17 protein-coding genes are annotated in these 16,591 nt (G+C 65.9%); 2 read left to right on the top strand and 15 right to left on the bottom strand.

What is annotated here, in order from left to right:
• Positions 1-764: 764 nt before the first annotated feature.
• The 13 genes from CEX88_RS13365 to CEX88_RS26340 all read right to left on the bottom strand — a co-directional run bounded on the left by CEX88_RS13365 (position 765) and on the right by CEX88_RS26340 (position 12,500).
• Positions 765-1,019: a DUF3253 domain-containing protein gene (locus CEX88_RS13365; protein ID WP_064398137.1), complete on the bottom strand. Its 255-nt coding sequence runs from the start codon at positions 1,017-1,019 to the stop codon at positions 765-767.
• Positions 1,020-1,036: 17 nt separating this feature from the next.
• Complete coding sequence (locus CEX88_RS13370; RefSeq protein ID WP_094293856.1) at positions 1,037-1,609, bottom strand: hypothetical protein; 573 nt, start codon at positions 1,607-1,609, stop codon at positions 1,037-1,039.
• Positions 1,610-1,611: 2 nt separating this feature from the next.
• On the bottom strand, positions 1,612-2,415 hold the full coding sequence (locus CEX88_RS13375; RefSeq protein ID WP_094293857.1) for a mannan-binding protein: 804 nt from the start codon (positions 2,413-2,415) through the stop codon (positions 1,612-1,614).
• A 19-nt stretch (positions 2,416-2,434) separates the two neighbouring features.
• Positions 2,435-3,076: a YfgM family protein gene (locus CEX88_RS13380; RefSeq protein ID WP_420799218.1), complete on the bottom strand. Its 642-nt coding sequence runs from the start codon at positions 3,074-3,076 to the stop codon at positions 2,435-2,437.
• A 21-nt stretch (positions 3,077-3,097) separates the two neighbouring features.
• Positions 3,098-4,348: an MlaD family protein gene (locus tag CEX88_RS13385; RefSeq protein ID WP_094293858.1), complete on the bottom strand. Its 1,251-nt coding sequence runs from the start codon at positions 4,346-4,348 to the stop codon at positions 3,098-3,100.
• Positions 4,345-5,655, bottom strand: coding sequence for an MCE family protein (locus CEX88_RS13390; protein WP_094293859.1), 1,311 nt, complete (start codon positions 5,653-5,655; stop codon positions 4,345-4,347). The genes CEX88_RS13385 and CEX88_RS13390 overlap by 4 nt, the downstream gene beginning before the upstream one ends.
• Positions 5,655-6,773 (bottom strand): MCE family protein, encoded by a 1,119-nt coding sequence (locus tag CEX88_RS13395; protein ID WP_094293860.1) that lies wholly within the window; start codon positions 6,771-6,773, stop codon positions 5,655-5,657. Before CEX88_RS13395 ends, CEX88_RS13390 begins: the two co-directional genes overlap by 1 nt.
• Before the next feature lie 22 nt (positions 6,774-6,795).
• The gene (locus CEX88_RS13400) at positions 6,796-7,842 is read right to left on the bottom strand and encodes an MCE family protein (RefSeq protein WP_094293861.1); all 1,047 of its coding nucleotides are present in this window, start codon (positions 7,840-7,842) and stop codon (positions 6,796-6,798) included.
• A complete protein-coding gene (locus CEX88_RS13405; protein WP_094293862.1) occupies positions 7,835-8,890 on the bottom strand; it encodes an MCE family protein in 1,056 nt (351 codons plus the stop codon). The genes CEX88_RS13400 and CEX88_RS13405 overlap by 8 nt, the downstream gene beginning before the upstream one ends.
• Positions 8,887-10,353 (bottom strand): MlaD family protein, encoded by a 1,467-nt coding sequence (locus CEX88_RS13410; RefSeq protein ID WP_094293863.1) that lies wholly within the window; start codon positions 10,351-10,353, stop codon positions 8,887-8,889. Before CEX88_RS13410 ends, CEX88_RS13405 begins: the two co-directional genes overlap by 4 nt.
• Entirely contained in the window at positions 10,354-11,208 is an 855-nt protein-coding gene (locus tag CEX88_RS13415; protein WP_064398118.1) for an MlaE family ABC transporter permease, read from the bottom strand. It abuts the gene before it with no gap.
• A 1-nt stretch (position 11,209) separates the two neighbouring features.
• Positions 11,210-12,049, bottom strand: a complete 840-nt coding sequence (locus CEX88_RS13420) for an MlaE family ABC transporter permease (protein ID WP_094293864.1) — start codon at positions 12,047-12,049, stop codon at positions 11,210-11,212.
• A gap of 247 nt (positions 12,050-12,296) precedes the next feature.
• Positions 12,297-12,500 (bottom strand): hypothetical protein, encoded by a 204-nt coding sequence (locus tag CEX88_RS26340; RefSeq protein ID WP_238382064.1) that lies wholly within the window; start codon positions 12,498-12,500, stop codon positions 12,297-12,299.
• A 248-nt stretch (positions 12,501-12,748) separates the two neighbouring features.
• Here CEX88_RS26340 and fadD8 point away from each other — a divergent pair, with 248 nt between their 5' ends.
• Positions 12,749-14,350: a fatty-acid--CoA ligase FadD8 gene (fadD8, locus tag CEX88_RS13430; protein WP_094293970.1), complete on the top strand. Its 1,602-nt coding sequence runs from the start codon at positions 12,749-12,751 to the stop codon at positions 14,348-14,350.
• 80 nt (positions 14,351-14,430) lie between these two features.
• Here the strand turns inward: fadD8 and CEX88_RS13435 are convergent, their stop codons facing one another.
• Both CEX88_RS13435 and CEX88_RS13440 read right to left on the bottom strand, forming a co-directional pair.
• Positions 14,431-15,033 carry a nucleoside/nucleotide kinase family protein gene (locus CEX88_RS13435; RefSeq protein WP_094293865.1) on the bottom strand — a complete coding sequence of 201 codons (603 nt, stop codon included), beginning with the start codon at positions 15,031-15,033 and terminating at the stop codon, positions 14,431-14,433.
• Positions 15,017-15,226 carry a hypothetical protein gene (locus CEX88_RS13440; RefSeq protein ID WP_064398109.1) on the bottom strand — a complete coding sequence of 70 codons (210 nt, stop codon included), beginning with the start codon at positions 15,224-15,226 and terminating at the stop codon, positions 15,017-15,019. Before CEX88_RS13440 ends, CEX88_RS13435 begins: the two co-directional genes overlap by 17 nt.
• A 152-nt stretch (positions 15,227-15,378) precedes the next feature.
• Here CEX88_RS13440 and CEX88_RS13445 point away from each other — a divergent pair, with 152 nt between their 5' ends.
• A complete protein-coding gene (locus tag CEX88_RS13445; protein ID WP_094293971.1) occupies positions 15,379-16,581 on the top strand; it encodes an RNA polymerase sigma factor in 1,203 nt (400 codons plus the stop codon).
• The last annotated feature ends 10 nt before the right edge of the window (positions 16,582-16,591 follow it).

Here is a 16,591-nt window from a genome sequence, read left to right on the forward strand (position 1 = left end):
CTGGTGGTGCCACCGGTGGTGGGTCGACTGGTGGCGCCGCGATCGGCGACGCCGGCGGTGGCGGTGGCGGTGGCGGTGGCGGTGGCGTTGGCAGCCCGTACGGACCGCCCGCGCATATCGGATTCGCAGGCTGACTGATGCATGCGGGATCAGCCGGGCCAGTGGGGATTCCCCCTGTGGGTGGCGGAGCCGCAGGGCCCTGCGGAGCAGGCGCATACGGGCCGCCCTGGCACACCGCGTTCGCGGGCTGGGTTATGCATCTGGGATCGTCCGGCCCAGTCGGCGGCCCAGACGGCTGGAGGGGCACCGGCGCAATGGAGGTTCCGCCGGAGGCGGGCATCGCGATTGCCGGACCGGCCGCACCCGTCGCGGCCACGATCGCGAGAGCGCCGGCCAGAGCACCTTTCGTCAGAGCGTTGCGGACTGCAGAGGCTCTGATCCAACTCATCTCTCGCTCCTCTGCGCGGCTAAAAGGAGTGACATGACGGCCAACGTTATTGACGCACCGGCATATTCGCCCATGCCTGCCTCCTCGATGGATTGACCAGGTCGCACGCTAACTCATCGAACTAGCTTCGACAGCAAATCAGGCAAACTTGCTTTACGAGCTGCTGATCCCGCTACCGAGAGTGGGCCCGTGATCGGTCGGTGCAGGGCAACATAGCGTTTGGCGTGAGCCTTGCTGTTGAGCGCGAAATGGCATTCCGGCAGCGAAAGTGCGAGTGGACGCTTGCTGGAATGCAATTCGCGGATAAGGGGGCCGGTTAGGTGGCGCGGATCCGGATGGGTCCGCGCCACACCGCGTTCGGGTCGAGCACCTCACCTTTCTGGGTGATCTCAACGTCACCGTCGCGGGCAAGGTCGCGAGCGGTTTCGCGGGCGTCGTCCATCAGGTCGCGCCAGTCGTCACCACCGACAACGCGGGCCGCATCCGAGGGGCAGATCGTCTTGTCCGGGCCGCGTTCACGGGAGAGCTTCAGGATCGTCTCGCGCAGCCGCTGCCTGGCGTCGGTGCTCACCGGCCGAACCCTACGCGTTACGCGCCCGCGCAGACCCCGGAGTCGCGGATCACCCCTCCATAGACGTTGGCGGTCGCGATGTTGGCGTTGATCTGCCTAGACGGCATCCGCTTCTTGATCTTGTCGCTGATCTGAGTGAACTGGTACCACAACCGGTAGATCGAATCCCCGTGGAACAGCGGCGAATACTCGCTCTGGTCCGGGTAATTGATGATGAACAACGTGTGCGCGCGGGGGTCGAGGAACGCGGCCGACTGGTCGAGATTGGCGGCGACGGTGTCGCCCGCCTGGGTGACCCCGGGACGCGACCAGTCGTCGCCCTGGTCGGCGAGGAAGCGCTGAAATCCGAACACCTGGCTCATCAGCTGCTCGTACTGCGCGTTGATCCACTGACATGATTCGCGTTGCGCGGTGATCTGCTCGGGGGTGACGCGGATCTGCCACAGGTTGTACGGGAACACGGTGTAGTCGGGCTGCCAATCCGAGGGGTACGGAGTGAGGACCGGCAGTGTCGGGGCGGCGGGTTCGGCGCTTGCCGCCGGCGCGAACAACAGCAGGCCGGTCACCAGTGCGGCAAGCGCCCGAATCATGCTCAGTTACCGCCGAATTCGGGGCGCAGAATCGGTGCGAGCGCCGACAGCGGGATGTGGGCCTGCACGGTGCCGCCGTCCATCGCCCACTGCGGGAGCCCCGGGCTGAAGTTGATCGGTCGATCGCGGCCCACCGGGTAGTCAGGCATGAAGAGGATCAGCTCATCTGGAGTGAGCGCCCATGCTTTGTACGCACCGGAAAACACCTTGTCGGGGGTCCAGCGGTCCGGGGTGAACGGATAAGTGCCAGGTTGGTGCGGCGGGGGTGCGGCGTCGAGTGCGGCGACGATGAACGGCGCACCCAGGCGCGGGATCTCGCCCATGTGGTCGACACCCGATTTGAACAGGTCTCCCAGTTGCAGCCGCCGGCCATCGGCGAAGGTGAAGGTGCGGTAGGCGTCGCTGATGATCGGCGCGTTCGGATGTGAGAGGGCGTCGGTACCGACCGTCCCCGAGTACATCTCGTGAAAGACGATCGTCATCGCGCCGCCATGCTGGAAGATCTGGAAGTGCTCCTCGCCGAAGCTGTCGTGCGCCGTCATCCTCGCGGCGTTGCGCCAGTTGTTCATCAGGTTGGTCAGATACTCGCGGATCGTCGGGTTGTCCACGAGATCGCCGGGCAACGCCATCTTGATGTTGCGCGTCGCCTTGCGCTCCGAGACCACCGACGTGCTGCAGAACTGGCCGTCCCACTGACCGCCCAGCTCGCCGCAGAATGAGGGCGCCGACGCAGACGCGGCGGGCGCGACGGCCACCATCGCGGTCACCATGGCCACCGCTGCCAGTGCCGGGCTCAGCAATCGCATCTCACGTCTCCTCACGGTCTTACGGCAGTTCGACTTTGCTTGCCCGCCAACGTCCGTCGACGTTCTCCATCGTCATCTTGATGCGGCTTCGATCGATGCGTGGATCGGGCACGTTGGTGTTGGAGACGGACTGGTCGACGAACAGCAGCACGACCACCCTGTCCTTGGCGGCGGACTGGACCGCCGATTCGAGCACCACCCCGTGAGCAGATGCTTTGTTGTCGATCAGCAATTGGCGCAGCTGGCTGCTGGATTGTGAGTACATATCCTTGAACTCGCCGGTCGCCCCATCGAGCACCGCATCGAAGTTCTCGTCGACCTTCGCCGAATCGATGCTCGTCAAGACCTGTGCGTAGGTCACCGCTGCCGCCCGGGCCTGTTCGCCGGCCTGCGCGACCTGACGCTCCTGCCACAGTTGCCAACCGAGGAATCCGGTTGTCCCGAGCAGTGTCACGAACGCCAGGACCAGGGCCCCGCGCAGTGCCGGGCGGCGCCAGTTGCGTGCGGCGGTTTCGTCGTCGCCGGAGTCGTTGCCGGAGTCGTCGTCGGCACGGATCTCGTTAGTGTCATCGGCCGGGGCGGTTTCGGACTCCGCCGTCTGGTCCCCGGCGCCGGGCTTGTCGGTCTCGTGGTCTCGGTCGGTACTCACGGGCATCGTCATCTCCTCACGGATAGGCGTCGATCAGCGCGGCGGCTCGATGGGAAGCGTCGGGCCGCCGTAGGGCGTCGGAATCGTGTAGCGCCCCTTCGGGGTTGGGTCCATCTGTCGGCCGAGGTCGGCACCCGGGGGCGGCCCAGCGGTGTCGTCTCCGGCGGGTCGTGGCGCGTTCTTGGCCCCGCGCACCAGGACTCCGGGGTGGTCGTCGCGGCAGTAGGTGTACATGAACGGTTCGGGGTAGTCCGCGTTCGACGGGGGCAGCTTGGGCGTGCCGTAGTCGCAGGTGTAACGGGGATAGATCTCGGCGGTCCCCCACAATCCGCCGCTGTGCATCGCGGCGCCGAGCGCGTCGAGCACCGATGTGCGATGTTTCGGGAACAGCGCGTTCAGCGCCGGCACCCGCAGGTAGAGCAACCGGGACGTGGTGCTCAGATTGCCCAGCAACTGCACCATGGTGTCGGAGTTGTCGATGAACAGGTTGTCGACGTGGTTCAGGACGCCTGGCGTCTGGTCGGTGAGCCGGCGATAGCCGTCGCGCATCTTGTTGATGCCGACGAAGCTCTCGCTGAGATTGTCTGAGGCAACCTCGATTCCGGGGTTCTTGTCGGCGACGAGCGTGAACACCACCTGGCTGGTGCGCAACAGGGAACTCGTCTCGGGCAGGACCGAATCGAGGGTGGACAACAAGAAGGTGCCGCCGTCGACGATGTCGGCCAGTTTCTGCGGACCGGCTTCGCTGAGGCTCAGTTCTCTTCTGATGAGTTCGAGTTTCTCGGTGTCCGCCTGGGCCAGCGCGCCGTCGGCGTTGGCGAGCAGCTCGGCCAGGCTGACCGGAATCGTGGCCCTGCCCTGCCCGACCACTGCGCCGTCCGCAAGGAACGGACCCGTCTGCTCCTCGGGAACGAAGTCGATGTACTGCTCACCGGCCGGTGAGAGCCCCGAGACCCGCACGTCGGACGATTTCGGTATCTGCGTCGTCGAGTCGACGGTCACGACCGCGTTGACGCCGCTGGGTGTGAGGTCGAGCCTTTCGACCCGCCCGATCCGCACCCCCCGCAGCGTCACGTCCTGATTGGGCAACAACCCCGCGGACGCCGGCAGTTCGACGGTGAGCCGGTAAGTCGACGCGAGCGGATTCACCTGCAGCGCACCGAACAACAGATACGCGGTGGCCACCACGAGCGTCATGACCAATGCCAGCGCCGACAACCAGGCACGGCGGCGGTAGCCGAGCCGGACGAGACCGACGATGCGGTCGGCGGCCCCGGCGATCATCGTGGAGCCTCGGCGGGTAGCGGGGCAGGCGACGGCGGTGTCGCCTGGGGCGCGGCCGGCGGCGCTTGCCCAGGAGCGGCGGCCGGCGGCGCCTGCCCAGGAGCGGCGGCCGGCTGGGGTCCATGCTGGGGAGCCACGATGATCTCACCGGGTTCCGTCGGGCTGGGGATCACCGGGACCTGCGGCACCCCTGGCCCCCTGCCCACGATTCGTTCCTGCAGCCGGAACAACGTGTATTGCAGTGTGCCCACCAGCTGATGCCAGTCGTGGCGTTTGGGCCCGTGCAGGCCTGGGTCACCGGCGTATCCGATATCGGGGATGGACCCGAGGACCAACCGGTCGACGCTGGCGTCCAGCGCGATCGAGCTACTGGTCAACGTCTTGAGGAACGGCGGCATCAGCCGGTTGAGCGCGTAGAGGGTGGCACCGGGAGCCAGTGCGACGTCGTTCCACGCGCGCGCAACGGTATTGGCGTCCGCGATGACGCTGCGGCCGCTGGTATCGGTACCCGCAATCGACGGGAACTTACGCATCTGGTTCGAGACATCGCCGAGTTGTTGTACGAGATCGGCGATCTGGGTGGTGTGGGCCGCCAACGTGTCGGTGGCCGGGCGGGCTTCGGCCATCACGTCGGCGATCACCTGGTTCTTGGCGGCGATCGAGTTGGCCAACCGCGAGGTCTCGGTCATCGCGGTCGAAATCTCGTCCGAACGCGCGTTGAGCGTGCCGAGCGTGTCGTTGGTCTTGCGGATGAGGGCGCCGAACGCCTGGCCCTCGTCACCGGTCGCCTTGCCCAGGCCGTTGATGATGTTGGTGAAGTTCCGCACCGCACCGCCGTTGACCAGGATCGCGGCCGAACCCAACACCGATTCGACCGTCGCCGCGGCCGTCGTCGACTCCAGGGGGATGGTGTCCCCGTCCGTGAGCAGCGGCGTGCCGGGTTCGACGGGGCTCGGTGGCTTGATCGCCACAAACACGTCCCCAAGCGGTGTGGCAGAACGCAATTCAGCGGTGCTGCCCTGCGGCAATTGCACCCCGTCCATGATTCGCAACGTGGTGACCGCGGTGTAGTTGCGGGCCACCATCGACTCCATCTCACCGACATCGGCGCCGGCCAACTTGACCTTGGCGTTCGCCGGCAGGTTCAGTGCGTTGGAGAACACCGCGGTCACCCGGTATCCGCCTGAGCCCACACTGGGTGCCGGCAGCGGCAGACTCGCCAAACCTTCGGTGGCGCAGCCGGAGACGACAAGGCACGCGCTCGTGGCAAGGGCCGCTGCCAGGCGGCGGTTCCGGACGGCGCCCATCACTTCTGCCCCATCGCGGCAAGCCCGTCGAGCATGTACGTCAACCCGAAATCCGGCCCGAAGTCCTGTAATGTCCCCGTGCTGCAACCCAACTGGCGCAGGCCCATCATGTTGCAGACCTCCTTGATCAACTGGTTGTCGAACAAGACCTTGTCAGTGACCACCTTCACCCGCAGGGCGCCGTTCTTCTGGTCGGCGACGTTGTACAGGTTGTCCAGGGTCATCGGCGCGAGGTCGAGGAACTCCATCAGATCGCGTTCATGGTCAGTGGTGGCGTTCAACACAATGTCGCCGTTGGCGACGAGATCCTTGATGGATTCCCGGTGCTTTTCCAACACTTCGCCGGTGTTGGTCAGCACCTCGTTGATCTTCTTACCGGTGGTGCCACTGCCGAGATCCTCGTCGGCCAGGATCTGACTCAGGGCCCGCACGGAAGAACCGAACTCCCGCATCATCGAGTCGTTGCGCGCCGCCGCCTCCGACAACGAACTCACGTTGCGCACTATGGTGGTGAGCTGATCCTTCGTCACGGTGCCGCGATCGGCGCTGAGCCGCAACGCGTGCGACAACTCGCCCAGTGCGTCCTTCATCTGCTGGCCGTTGCCGTCGACGATCGCGGCGCTGGCGTCGACTACGTCGGCGATCGGGCCGTCACCCTTCCCATCACCACGCAGTGACAGCGCAAGCTTGTCGAGAACGTCGAGTACCCTGGCGAATTCAACCGGTGTGCGGGTGCGGTTCAAACCGATGGTGTCGTGATTCTGCAGGGTGGGGCCGTCGCGGTAGGGCGGCGTCAACTCGATCTGGCGATCGGTGAGGATCGAGTTCGAGATGGTGGCGGCCTGGACGTCCGCGGGCACTTTGACATCCTTGTCGACGGTGAAATCGACCTCGACGTAACCACCCTTCGTGGTGATCTTGGTGACCTTGCCCACCGGCATCCCGAGGACGGCGACCACATTGCCCTCGTAAAGCCCGGCGGCGCTGTCGAATTGGGCGGTGACGGTGATGGTATCGAGCTGATCCATGGCGAACTTGACCACGACGACGGCCGCGGCCAGGGCCACGACGAGGCCAACGGCGACGGCCGCGATGATCTTGGACCTGGTGCTTTTCACACTCGCTCCTCGGATACCTGGCTCATTTGCAGTCCTGGTAGTACTCGAGCATGCCGAACTGTTTGGCTCGGCCGCTGATAGCGCACATCCAGGAGTCGACCAGCAGGCCGCTGGAGGCGTTGAAATCGATCGCATTGCCGGTGCCGGTGATGTTGGTCATGTTGCGTAATGCGACCGCTCCGGACTGCAGAATGCTGCGCACCATGCCGTCGTTTCGGCCCAGCAGAGTGGAAAGCTCCTGAAGATTGTCGAGCAGCTCCTCGAGCTCGGGCCGATCGTCGATCACGATGCCGCTCAACGTCTGAACCAGATTTGTCAGCCCGTCCATCATCGCCTGGAACGTGGCACGCCGCGCGACGAACTCCCCCAGCAACGAGTTGCCCTGATCCATCAGGCTGCCGATAGTCGACTGCTGGCGCCGCAGCGTGGAGCTGACCAGCTCCGTCGTCTTGAGTAGCTCGCCCAACTGGTCTCGGCGTTTCGCGATGATCGTCGACAGCGTCTGAGTGTTCTCCAACGCCTGCGGAACCACAGGGGGCAGGGTCTCGAGCTGGCGGCCGAGAATAGCCAGGGTTTCGGCGAACGCATCGGAGTCGACCTGCTCGTAGGTGGTGGTGACGTCGGCCAGTGCCTCCTGCAGGTCGTAGGGCACCTCGGTGTGCGTCAGGTCGAATGTGTCGTCGGGCAACGAACCTGGGCCATCGGGATACAGCGCGAGGTACCGCGATCCCAGGATCGTCGTGATCTTGATCGAGGCGCGCGAGTCCTCGCCGAGTACGACATCGTTGCGCACCTTCAGGCCGGCCTCGACATGGTCGCCCTTGAGTTCCATGCTCGACACCTCGCCCACCGGGATGCCGGCCACGGTGATCGGATTGCCCGGTTGCAGCGCCGCGGCCTGCAGGAAGCGTGCGGTGTAGTGGCGGTAGCCGAAGTCGGCCACTCTCACCAGCATCAGCGCCGCGATGAGAACCGAAACCACCGCGACGGCAACGACTCCCAGCCAGATCTTGCTGTAGTTCTCCAGTGGGCGCCGCCTGCGACGGACGGCAGTTGTTCGATCAGCCATTGGCCATATTCCTGCACTTCGGGGTGTATCGGGCTTTGTTGCCGGGGGTGGCCGCGTCGACGACGATCGGGGTCACGTCGTTGAGACCGGGGAAGAACGCGGTGCCGTCGAGGTTGCACGCGTAGGCGCTGGCATAGGTGCCCTCGCCGGTGATGCGCGCGAATCCCTTCAGCATCAGGGGCAGATTGGCGCCGACGAACGCCAATTGCGGTTCGATTTTGACCATGTGCGCGGCGAAACCCGGTTCGCGCTCGACGAGTTCGTTCAGCGAGGGGTAGACCTCGTCGGAGATCGTCGACAGCTGACGCACCACTTTCGCGATCGAGCCCATCGAATCCACCAGCTGGGGCCGCCGCGCGTCGAAGGTCGAGACCACCGACCGCGCTTGGCCGATGATGTGGTCGAGGTCGTCGTTGTGTCGGGCGAGGTTGGCAACCACGACGTTGAGGTCGGTGATCACCCCCCCGAGCTCCTCGTCGCGACCGGCGAAAGCGTCGGTCAGCTGCGCCGTCTGGTCGATCAGCGCCGTTATCGACCCCTCGTCGCCCTGCAGCGACTGGATGACACCTTTGGTGAGATTGTCGGCATGCCGCGGGTCGAGCACGCTGAACAGCGGTTCGTACCCGTTGAGCAGCCGGCCCACGTCGAACGACGGATCGGTCTGTTCGACCGGGATGACACTGCCTGCCGGCAGCGGATCGGGCGACCCCAGGTTGCCCAGCGACAGGCCGAGATATCGCTGTCCGACGATGTTCTGGTAGGTCACCGAGGCGACGGTGGTGCCGAGCAGCTGCTGCTCGCGCTGCACGACGAACGACACCTTGGCGTGTTTGCCCTGCAGGTCAATGCTTTCCACCCGGCCCACCCGGACGCCGGCCATTCGGACGTCGTCACCCTCGCGCAGGCCGAAGACATCGGTGAACACGGCGGAGTAGGGCACCGTCGACCCGGCCACGTCCCGGCGCAGCGTGACATAGACCAGCCAGGTCAAGGTCAACGCCACCACCATGAACAGCGACAGCCCGACCAGTGCGGCGCGATACTTCATCGAGCTCCCCCGATCACGGCTTCGGCGGGCAGCGGCGGCGCCGGTGCGGATGCGGCCGGTGGCGGCGCCTGCGACCGGGGCGGATCACCGGGTTTGGGAGCAACCGGCGCCACAGGTGACTGGTTCGCCGGCGGTGGCGGTATCGGCACCAGCGCGTCGTTCGCCGTTCCCGGCACCGGTGGTGCGGGCGACATCCACGGCGGCAGTGGCGGATTCGGATCGGCCAGACTCGGATTCGGGTTCACCAGCGGCGGACCCACGGCGATCAGGTTCCCGTTCTCGCCGAGCACCGTGCCCGGCGGCGGCGCCAGATCCTTGGGCGGTTGATAGTTCTGCGGCAGCAGGACGTCGGGCAACTCCGGCCGGGTCACTACCAGGGGTGCGGTGTAACAGCTGGGACCCTTCAGTTCCCCGTATCTCGGGCAGTCTGCCCGGGTGTAGGTGTAGCTCGGGGTCAGCGAAAAGTTCATCCGCATGTTGCCGACATCGCGCTCGGGTCGCCAGACCTCTTCGAAGAACTTGTCGGACAAGCCATTCAGCTTGATGAAGGCCGGCAGCCAGTGATGAGAGGTGTCGGCCAGGATCCCCATCACCGGGGTCAGCTCCGTGGTGGTCGTGACCAGCCGGTCGGTGTGGTTGTTCAGAGCTGTGTGCGTGGTTCCCATGGTGTGCATTCCGCCACTGATGAGGGCGTCGAGTTGAGCACGCTGCTGCACCAGGGTCTGCATCGGTTCGACGGCCATGTGCAGCGCGTCGATCAGCTCGGGCGCGGTGGCCTGCAGTCCCCGCGTGGCATCGACGAGCGCCGAGACCGTGGTCGGTCCCGGATCGGTGGCCACGATCGCGTTGAGCTGATCGAGCAGCCGATTCAGTTGCGCGCCGCTGGTGAGCAGTTCGGTGCGGCGATCCTCGGTGGCCTCGTTCACCGCCGCCAGGACGCCCACCGTCTTGTCCTCGCGGCCACGCCCGGTGGCGGCCAGGATGTCACGCAACTTGCTGATCGTTGTCTGGAACAGCACGGTGGGCAGCTCGGTGTCTTCCGCTATGTGCGCCCCCGCACTGATCGGCGGTCCGGGGTTCGCACCGGGATCCACCAGCTGCACCGACGACACCGCGAACACGTTGCTGGGCACGACCCGCGCCGTGACATTGGCAGGTATGGAGCGGGCGTAGTGGGGATCGAGATTGATGTGGACGTAGTTCGGGTTTCCGTGCGCAGCCGGGGTGACACCGTCGACGGCTCCGACCAGCACCCCGTGGTACTTCACGTCTGAACGTTGCGGCAGTCCGTCGCCGACATTGACGAGATTCGCCACGACCCGCACGAACGGATCGAGGCGTCCTGTCGCCTTGACCAACAGGGTCACCGAAACCAACGCCAGCACAACGGCCACCGCGATGCCGGCTCCGATCAACTGGCGATCGGTGGGCCCCGGCCCGTCCAGATCAAAGGAATTCGCCACCTACCCCCCAAACCTCGCTCCGGAGTCGACGTTCCACAACGCCATGGTGAGAAGCATGTTGACGATGATCACCACGGTGATGCTGGCCCGCATGGCATGTCCTGCGGCAACCCCGACACCCTCGGGCCCGCCGCTGGCATAGAAGCCGTAGTAACACTGGATCGTCGTGGCGATCCACACGAAGATGATCGCTTTGAGTAGCGAATACAGGATGTCCTGACCCGACAGCATCAGCGTGAAGTAGTGCAGATAGGAGCCGGTCGATCCGCCGCTGATGACATACACGACGACCTGGGTGGTCAGGTAGCTGACCGCCAGGCAGACGACGTAGAGCGGGATGACCGCGACCACCGACGCCATCAGGCGGGTGGTGACGAGGTACGGGATGGGGCGGATCGCCAGCGAGTCGAGGGCGTCGATCTCTTCGGCGATACGCATCGAGCCCAGCTGCGCGGTGAACCGGCAGCCTGCCTGGGTGGCGAACGCCAGCGACAATGCGATCGGGGCGAGTTCGCGAGTGTTGACCAGTGAGGAGATGATTCCCGTCGCGGGCCCCAGCCCGAGCAGGTCGAGGAAGTTGTAGCCCTCGATGCCCACGAGTGCGCCGACCGTGACACCGAGGACGATCGCCACTCCGGCGGTTCCGCCGCCCACCACCAAAGAGCCGTTGCCCCAGGCGATATCGGATAGCAGGCGGACGAACTCCGAACGATAGTGCCGCAGCGCCAACGGGATCGCGGCAATGGCCCGGACGAAGAAGACCAGCATGTGGCCGAGCCGCCCGATCGGGGGGCCGACCTTGCCGAAGAAGCGGACGAAGGGCGCCAGCAGCGGAGGTACGAACGTCGACGCCATGTCACAAACCGACCCGGGGGAACAGCATGATGTAGAGCTGACTGATCGCGACGTTGACGACCATCAGAATCAGAATCGATTCGACGACGGCGGCGTTGACCGAGTTCGCGACGCCGGTGGGGCCGCCCTGTGTGGACAACCCCTTCTGGCAGGACACCACCGCGACGATGGCCCCGAAGATGACTGCCTTCACCATCGCCACGATCATGTCGCCGGTGGTCGTGAACGAGGCGAACGTGGCGACGAAGCTGCCGGGCGCGCCGTTCTGAAAGTAGACGTTGAACAGATAGCTGGCGAGGAATCCGACGAAGCACACCATTCCGGTGAGCGCCACGCCGATCATGATCGCCGCGACGAACCGCGGAACGACCAGGCGCCGGATCACCGACACGCCCATCACTTCCATCGCGTCGGTCTCCTCGCGCATCTTGCGCGAACCGAGGTCGGCGGTGATGGCCGAGCCGACGGCGGCCGCCATCAGAATCGCGGCGGTCAGGGATGCCGCCTGGCGGATCACAGCCAGGCCGCTGGCCGCTCCGGCAAGTGACGTGGCCCCGACCTGCCCGGCCAGAAGTGCGAACTGAATCGACAGAGTGACGCCGATGGGAAGGGCCACCAGGACCGTCGGCAAGACCGCGGTGCCCGCCATGAAGGCTGCCTGGCGGATGAACTCCCACCCCTGGAAACGTCCGGTGAACAGGTCGATGAACATGTACTGCACCGTGCGCACGCCGAGCACGAACTGATCCCCGGCCGTCGCGAGCGCGGCCAGGGGATGGCGTCTGACGTAGCCGCCGGCCCAGTTGCCGATGACTTCGATTCCGTCACCACGTGCCGTCATGCTGAATCGCCGTTCACTTAATGCTCAAACCCCCTGCCGGCAGCATTCACCATGCCTCGAGACTGCCGCAGCAAAATTCAGTATTTTCCGCTGGGTCCTCCATGGCTGTCGCGTCTGCTTACACGACGAGACCCGTGACCTCACACATGGCTCGATGAGGATGGACATTAACTTATGCCGCCCCGGGGTGGGTCCGGTACCGCACCTTTGCAGCGTCCGGGATGCTGACACGAGCGTGAGCTCGCGTTCATTTCGCGTTTGGCGGCTGGGCGTGGCCAGGCAGCGGCGGGAAACAGTCCTGGGGCGGGGTCGGCCAGGGCCGCAGGTAGTTGAGCGCCATCAGCGTGAGCTCGTCGATGAACCTGTCCCGGTCGATCGACGGCTGGTCGAGGTTGTAGCGAACACAGAGGTGCTCGACCATCCGCACCAGCATCCAGGCCGAGGCGTCCAACGATGCATCGGCCCTGACCTGCCGGTTGTTGATCGCAGATAAGCGATCGCCAGCTCACCGATGCGCTGCTCGAACGCGACCAGCTTGCTCTCGGTCCCCAACCGCGGCGTGTGTTCCATCACCGACGTTCAAGTGGTACCCGGCCGCACGTAGCGGGTGGTTACGCGACCGCGGGCACCTGCCGTCGCGGTTCTAGCGTTTCCGGGGACCTGGTGACTGGAACTGGAACACGTTCTAGTCTGATGGTCATGAGTGCTGACCTCTTGCGCCATCCCATCCACTCCGGGCATCTCACCGTCGGGGCACTGAAGCGGAACAAGGACAAGCCGGTGCTGTTCCTCGGGGACACCACGCTCACCGGTGGACAGCTTGCCGAGCGGATCAGCCAGTACATTCAGGCGTTCGAGGCGCTGGGCGCGGGTTCGGGAACGGCCACCGGCCTGCTGTCGCTGAACCGGCCGGAAGTGCTGATGATCATCGGCGCCGGGCAGACCCAGGGCTACCGCCGCACCGCACTACACCCTCTCGGCTCTCTGGACGACCACGCCTATGTGTTGAACGACGCGGGGGTCACGTCACTGATCATCGACCCGAACCCGATGTTCGTCGAGCGGGCGCAGGGACTGTTGGAGAAGGTGCCCGCGCTCAAGCAGGTGCTGACGATCGGTCCGGTGCCTGCCGAGTTGGAGGGCGTCGGCGTCGACCTGACCGCCGAGGCCGCCAAGTACTCGCCGCAGCCCTTGGTGGCGGCGGACCTGCCGCCCGATCACATCGGCGGCATGGCCTACACCGGCGGGACGACCGGTAAGCCCAAGGGCGTGATCGGCACCGTGCAGTCGATCACGACGATGACGACGATCCAGTTGGCCGAGTGGGAGTGGCCGGAACGCCCGAAGTTCTTGATGTGCACCCCGCTGTCGCATGCGGGTGCGGCGTTCTTCGTGCCGACGATCATCAAGGGCGGCGAGCTGGTCGTGCTGACCAAGTTCGACCCGGCCGAGGTGCTGCGGGTGATCGAGGAGCAGAAGATCACCGCGACGATGCTCGTGCCGTCGATGATCTATGCGTTGATGGACCACCCGGATTCGCGCACCCGCGACCTGTCGTCGCTGGAGACGGTGTACTACGGCGCCTCGGCGATGAACCCGGTGCGGCTGCGCGAGGCGATCGACCGGTTCGGCCCGATCTTCGCCCAGTATTACGGCCAGTCCGAGGCGCCGATGGTGATCACGTACCTGGCCAAGGGCGATCACGACGAGAAGCGGTTGACGTCCTGCGGGCGGCCGACGGTGTTCGCGCGGGTGGCGCTGTTGGACGGTGACGGTAACCCGGTGCCCCAGGGCGAGGTCGGCGAGATCTGCGTGTCCGGGCCGCTGGTGTCCGGTGGCTACTGGAACAAGCCGGAGGCGACGGCCGAGACGTTTCGCGACGGTTGGATGCACACGGGTGATCTGGCCCGCGAGGACGAGGACGGCTTCTACTACATCGTCGACCGGACCAAGGACATGATTGTGACCGGTGGGTTCAATGTGTTCCCCCGCGAGGTGGAAGATGTTGTGGCCGAGCACCCTTCGGTAGCCCAGGTTTGTGTGATCGGAACGCCCGACGAGAAGTGGGGCGAGGCGGTGACCGCGGTCGTCGTGCTGCGCCCCGACGCCGACCGCTCCGAGGTGGCCGTCGCGCAGATGACCTCCGAGATCCAGGCGGCGGTCAAGGAGCGCAAGGGATCGGTGCAGTCACCCAAGCAGGTGATCGTCGTGGACTCGGTGCCGGTGACCGCGCTGGGCAAGCCGGACAAGAAGGCCGTGCGCGCGCAGTTCTGGGAGGGCAGCGAACGCGCGGTCGGCTAGCTTTCCTGCTGCGAGCGACCCCTTTTGCACGCGGGTTCGCGGCGTGTCGGCGGGCAGACACGGTCGCTCGCGGGGGTTTGCTACGGAGTGACCACGAAATCTGCTCTGTCCCACACGGCTTCGATGCGCGCGGCGTTGGGGTCGTCGACGGCGCGCACCCACGCCTCGGCCTGTTCAGGTGACTTACCGAACTCGACGTGGCGGGCGATGAGGCGACGACGGCGAACGTCGGGCGGGGCGTCGACGAACCACACCTCGTCGAGCAGGGCGCGGACCGTCGGCCATGGGGGCTCGTCGTCGAGAAGGTAGTTGCCCTCCGTCACGATCAGGCGATGGTCGGGCATCACCGCGATGCTGCCGGCGATGGGCTGTTCGAGATCGCGGTGGAACGCCGGCGCGTAGACGGTCTCGTCGCCCTGGGCCCTGATGCGTTGCAACAGAGCGAGATACCCGTAGGCGTCGAACGTGTCGATGGCGCCTTTGCGGTCGAGGCGACCGAGCCGCTGCAGCTCGACGTCGGCGAGATGGTAGCCGTCCATCGGCACGTACGCCGCATCGTCGGCCGCGGTCGCGACCGCCTCGGCCAGTGTCGACTTGCCCGCGCCCGGCGCACCCGTGACGCCGAGAACGACGCGGGGCTGTCGGCGCCGCAGCGCGTCGAGGCGACTAGCCCAGGAGGGCATCGATTTCCGCGGCGAAGCGAGCAAGTCGCTCCTCTTCGCTCGGAATGCCCCGCTGCTCGTCGGCGGCGCGCTGCCAGCCCAGCCGCCACATCCGCGCGATCGCCCGATCCCCCAGTCCCGCGTACGGGTTGACGAGCGTGTGCGGGAATGCCTTGCGGCCTTCCCAATACGCTGTGACCAACCTGTGGGTCATACCTTCTAACTTTCCGTCGCGAGCTCGGCGAAAGCACTGCGACACGCCGCAGGAAAACGTAGATTACGCGTCCCGAAACTCCGGCGTGAGGCCCGCGTCGGCACAATGAACGCGTGAGCGACGTGCAGGCGACCGTCGACGCGGTGTGGCGCATGGAAGCGGCGAAAATCGTCGCGACTCTGACGCGCTCGGTCGGCGATGTCGGGGTCGCCGAAGACCTGGCCGCCGACGCGCTCGTCGACGCGCTCGAGCAGTGGCCGACGACGGGTGTACCGCGCAACGCCGGCGCATGGTTGACCACGGTTGCCAAACGCAAGGCCATCGACTTGTGGCGCCGTCAGGACAATCTCGACAGCAAATACGCCGCGATGGCTCGCGAGCTCGAAAGCCATGTCGAGGAATCGTGGGACCCCGACCGCATCGACGACGACGTGCTCCGGCTGATCTTCATCTCTGCGCATCCGGTGCTGCCGCGCGAAGGCCGTATCGCGTTGACATTGCGGGTCGTCGGCGGGCTTACGACAGAGGAGATCGCCCGCGCCTTCCTGACGTCCACCGCGACGGTCGCCGCGCGGATCACCCGCGCCAAGAAGGCCCTCGCGGCCGCGAACGTGCCGTTCGAGGTGCCGGACCGCTCGGAGTATCCGGAGCGGCTGTCGGCGGTGCTGAGCGTGATCTACCTGATCTACAACGAGGGTTATTCGGCGTCGTTCGGTCAGCGCTGGATCCGCGACGAGTTGTGCACCGAGGCGCTTCGCCTCGGCCGGGTGCTGGCCGCGCTGGTTCCCGACGAACCGGAAGTCCACGGCCTGGTGGCGCTGATGGAGCTGCAGTCGTCGCGCTTCGCCGCCCGCACCGACAGCGAGGGCAGACCGATCCTGCTGGAGGACCAGAACCGGGCGAAATGGGATCGAGCGCAGATCCAACGCGGGGTGGCCGCACTCGAGCGCGCCGCGAACACGTTGCGGCGCAAGGGCACTGGATGGGGCCCCTATACGCTGCAGGCGGCGATCGCCGAGTGCCATGTCACCGCGCCCACCGCCGCCGACACCGACTGGCACCGCATCGTCGCGCTGTACGACGGGTTGGCTCGCGCGGCGCCGTCGCCGGTCGTCGATTTGAACAGGGCGGTGGCGGTGGCGATGGCCGACGGCCCCGAGGCAGGGCTGGAGATCGTCGACTCGTTGACTGGGTTAGAGGGCTCGTATCTGTTGCCGAGCGTGCGCGGCGAACTGCTCGCCCGGCTGGGCCGCGGCGCAGAGGCCGCCGGCGAGTTCGACCGGGCGGCCGCCATGACCGACAACGAGCGGGAACGGGAAGTGCTGCGCGACAAGGCAAGTCGAGTTGGTCGGTAGCATCGGTGCC

It is taken from the genome of Mycobacterium neumannii (assembly GCF_002245615.1).
Classification (GTDB): Bacteria; Actinomycetota; Actinomycetes; order Mycobacteriales; family Mycobacteriaceae; genus Mycobacterium; species Mycobacterium neumannii_A.

Bases quoted from the DNA above. Each gene is read 5' to 3' on its own strand.
- CEX88_RS13440 (WP_064398109.1), bottom strand. From the start codon at position 15,226: ATGACCCACAGGTTGGTCACAGCGTATTGGGAAGGCCGCAAGGCATTC.
- CEX88_RS13390 (WP_094293859.1), bottom strand. From the start codon at position 5,655: ATGGGCGCCGTCCGGAACCGCCGCCTGGCAGCGGCCCTTGCCACGAGC.
- CEX88_RS13370 (WP_094293856.1), bottom strand. From the start codon at position 1,609: ATGATTCGGGCGCTTGCCGCACTGGTGACCGGCCTGCTGTTGTTCGCG.
- CEX88_RS13420 (WP_094293864.1), bottom strand. From the start codon at position 12,049: ATGACGGCACGTGGTGACGGAATCGAAGTCATCGGCAACTGGGCCGGC.
- fadD8 (WP_094293970.1), top strand. From the start codon at position 12,749: ATGAGTGCTGACCTCTTGCGCCATCCCATCCACTCCGGGCATCTCACC.
- CEX88_RS13385 (WP_094293858.1), bottom strand. From the start codon at position 4,348: ATGATCGCCGGGGCCGCCGACCGCATCGTCGGTCTCGTCCGGCTCGGC.
- CEX88_RS13415 (WP_064398118.1), bottom strand. From the start codon at position 11,208: ATGGCGTCGACGTTCGTACCTCCGCTGCTGGCGCCCTTCGTCCGCTTC.
- CEX88_RS13405 (WP_094293862.1), bottom strand. From the start codon at position 8,890: ATGAAGTATCGCGCCGCACTGGTCGGGCTGTCGCTGTTCATGGTGGTG.
- CEX88_RS13380 (WP_420799218.1), bottom strand. From the start codon at position 3,076: ATGACGATGCCCGTGAGTACCGACCGAGACCACGAGACCGACAAGCCC.
- CEX88_RS13445 (WP_094293971.1), top strand. From the start codon at position 15,379: ATGGAAGCGGCGAAAATCGTCGCGACTCTGACGCGCTCGGTCGGCGAT.
- CEX88_RS13435 (WP_094293865.1), bottom strand. From the start codon at position 15,033: ATGCCCTCCTGGGCTAGTCGCCTCGACGCGCTGCGGCGCCGACAGCCC.
- CEX88_RS13400 (WP_094293861.1), bottom strand. From the start codon at position 7,842: ATGGCTGATCGAACAACTGCCGTCCGTCGCAGGCGGCGCCCACTGGAG.
- CEX88_RS13375 (WP_094293857.1), bottom strand. From the start codon at position 2,415: ATGCGATTGCTGAGCCCGGCACTGGCAGCGGTGGCCATGGTGACCGCG.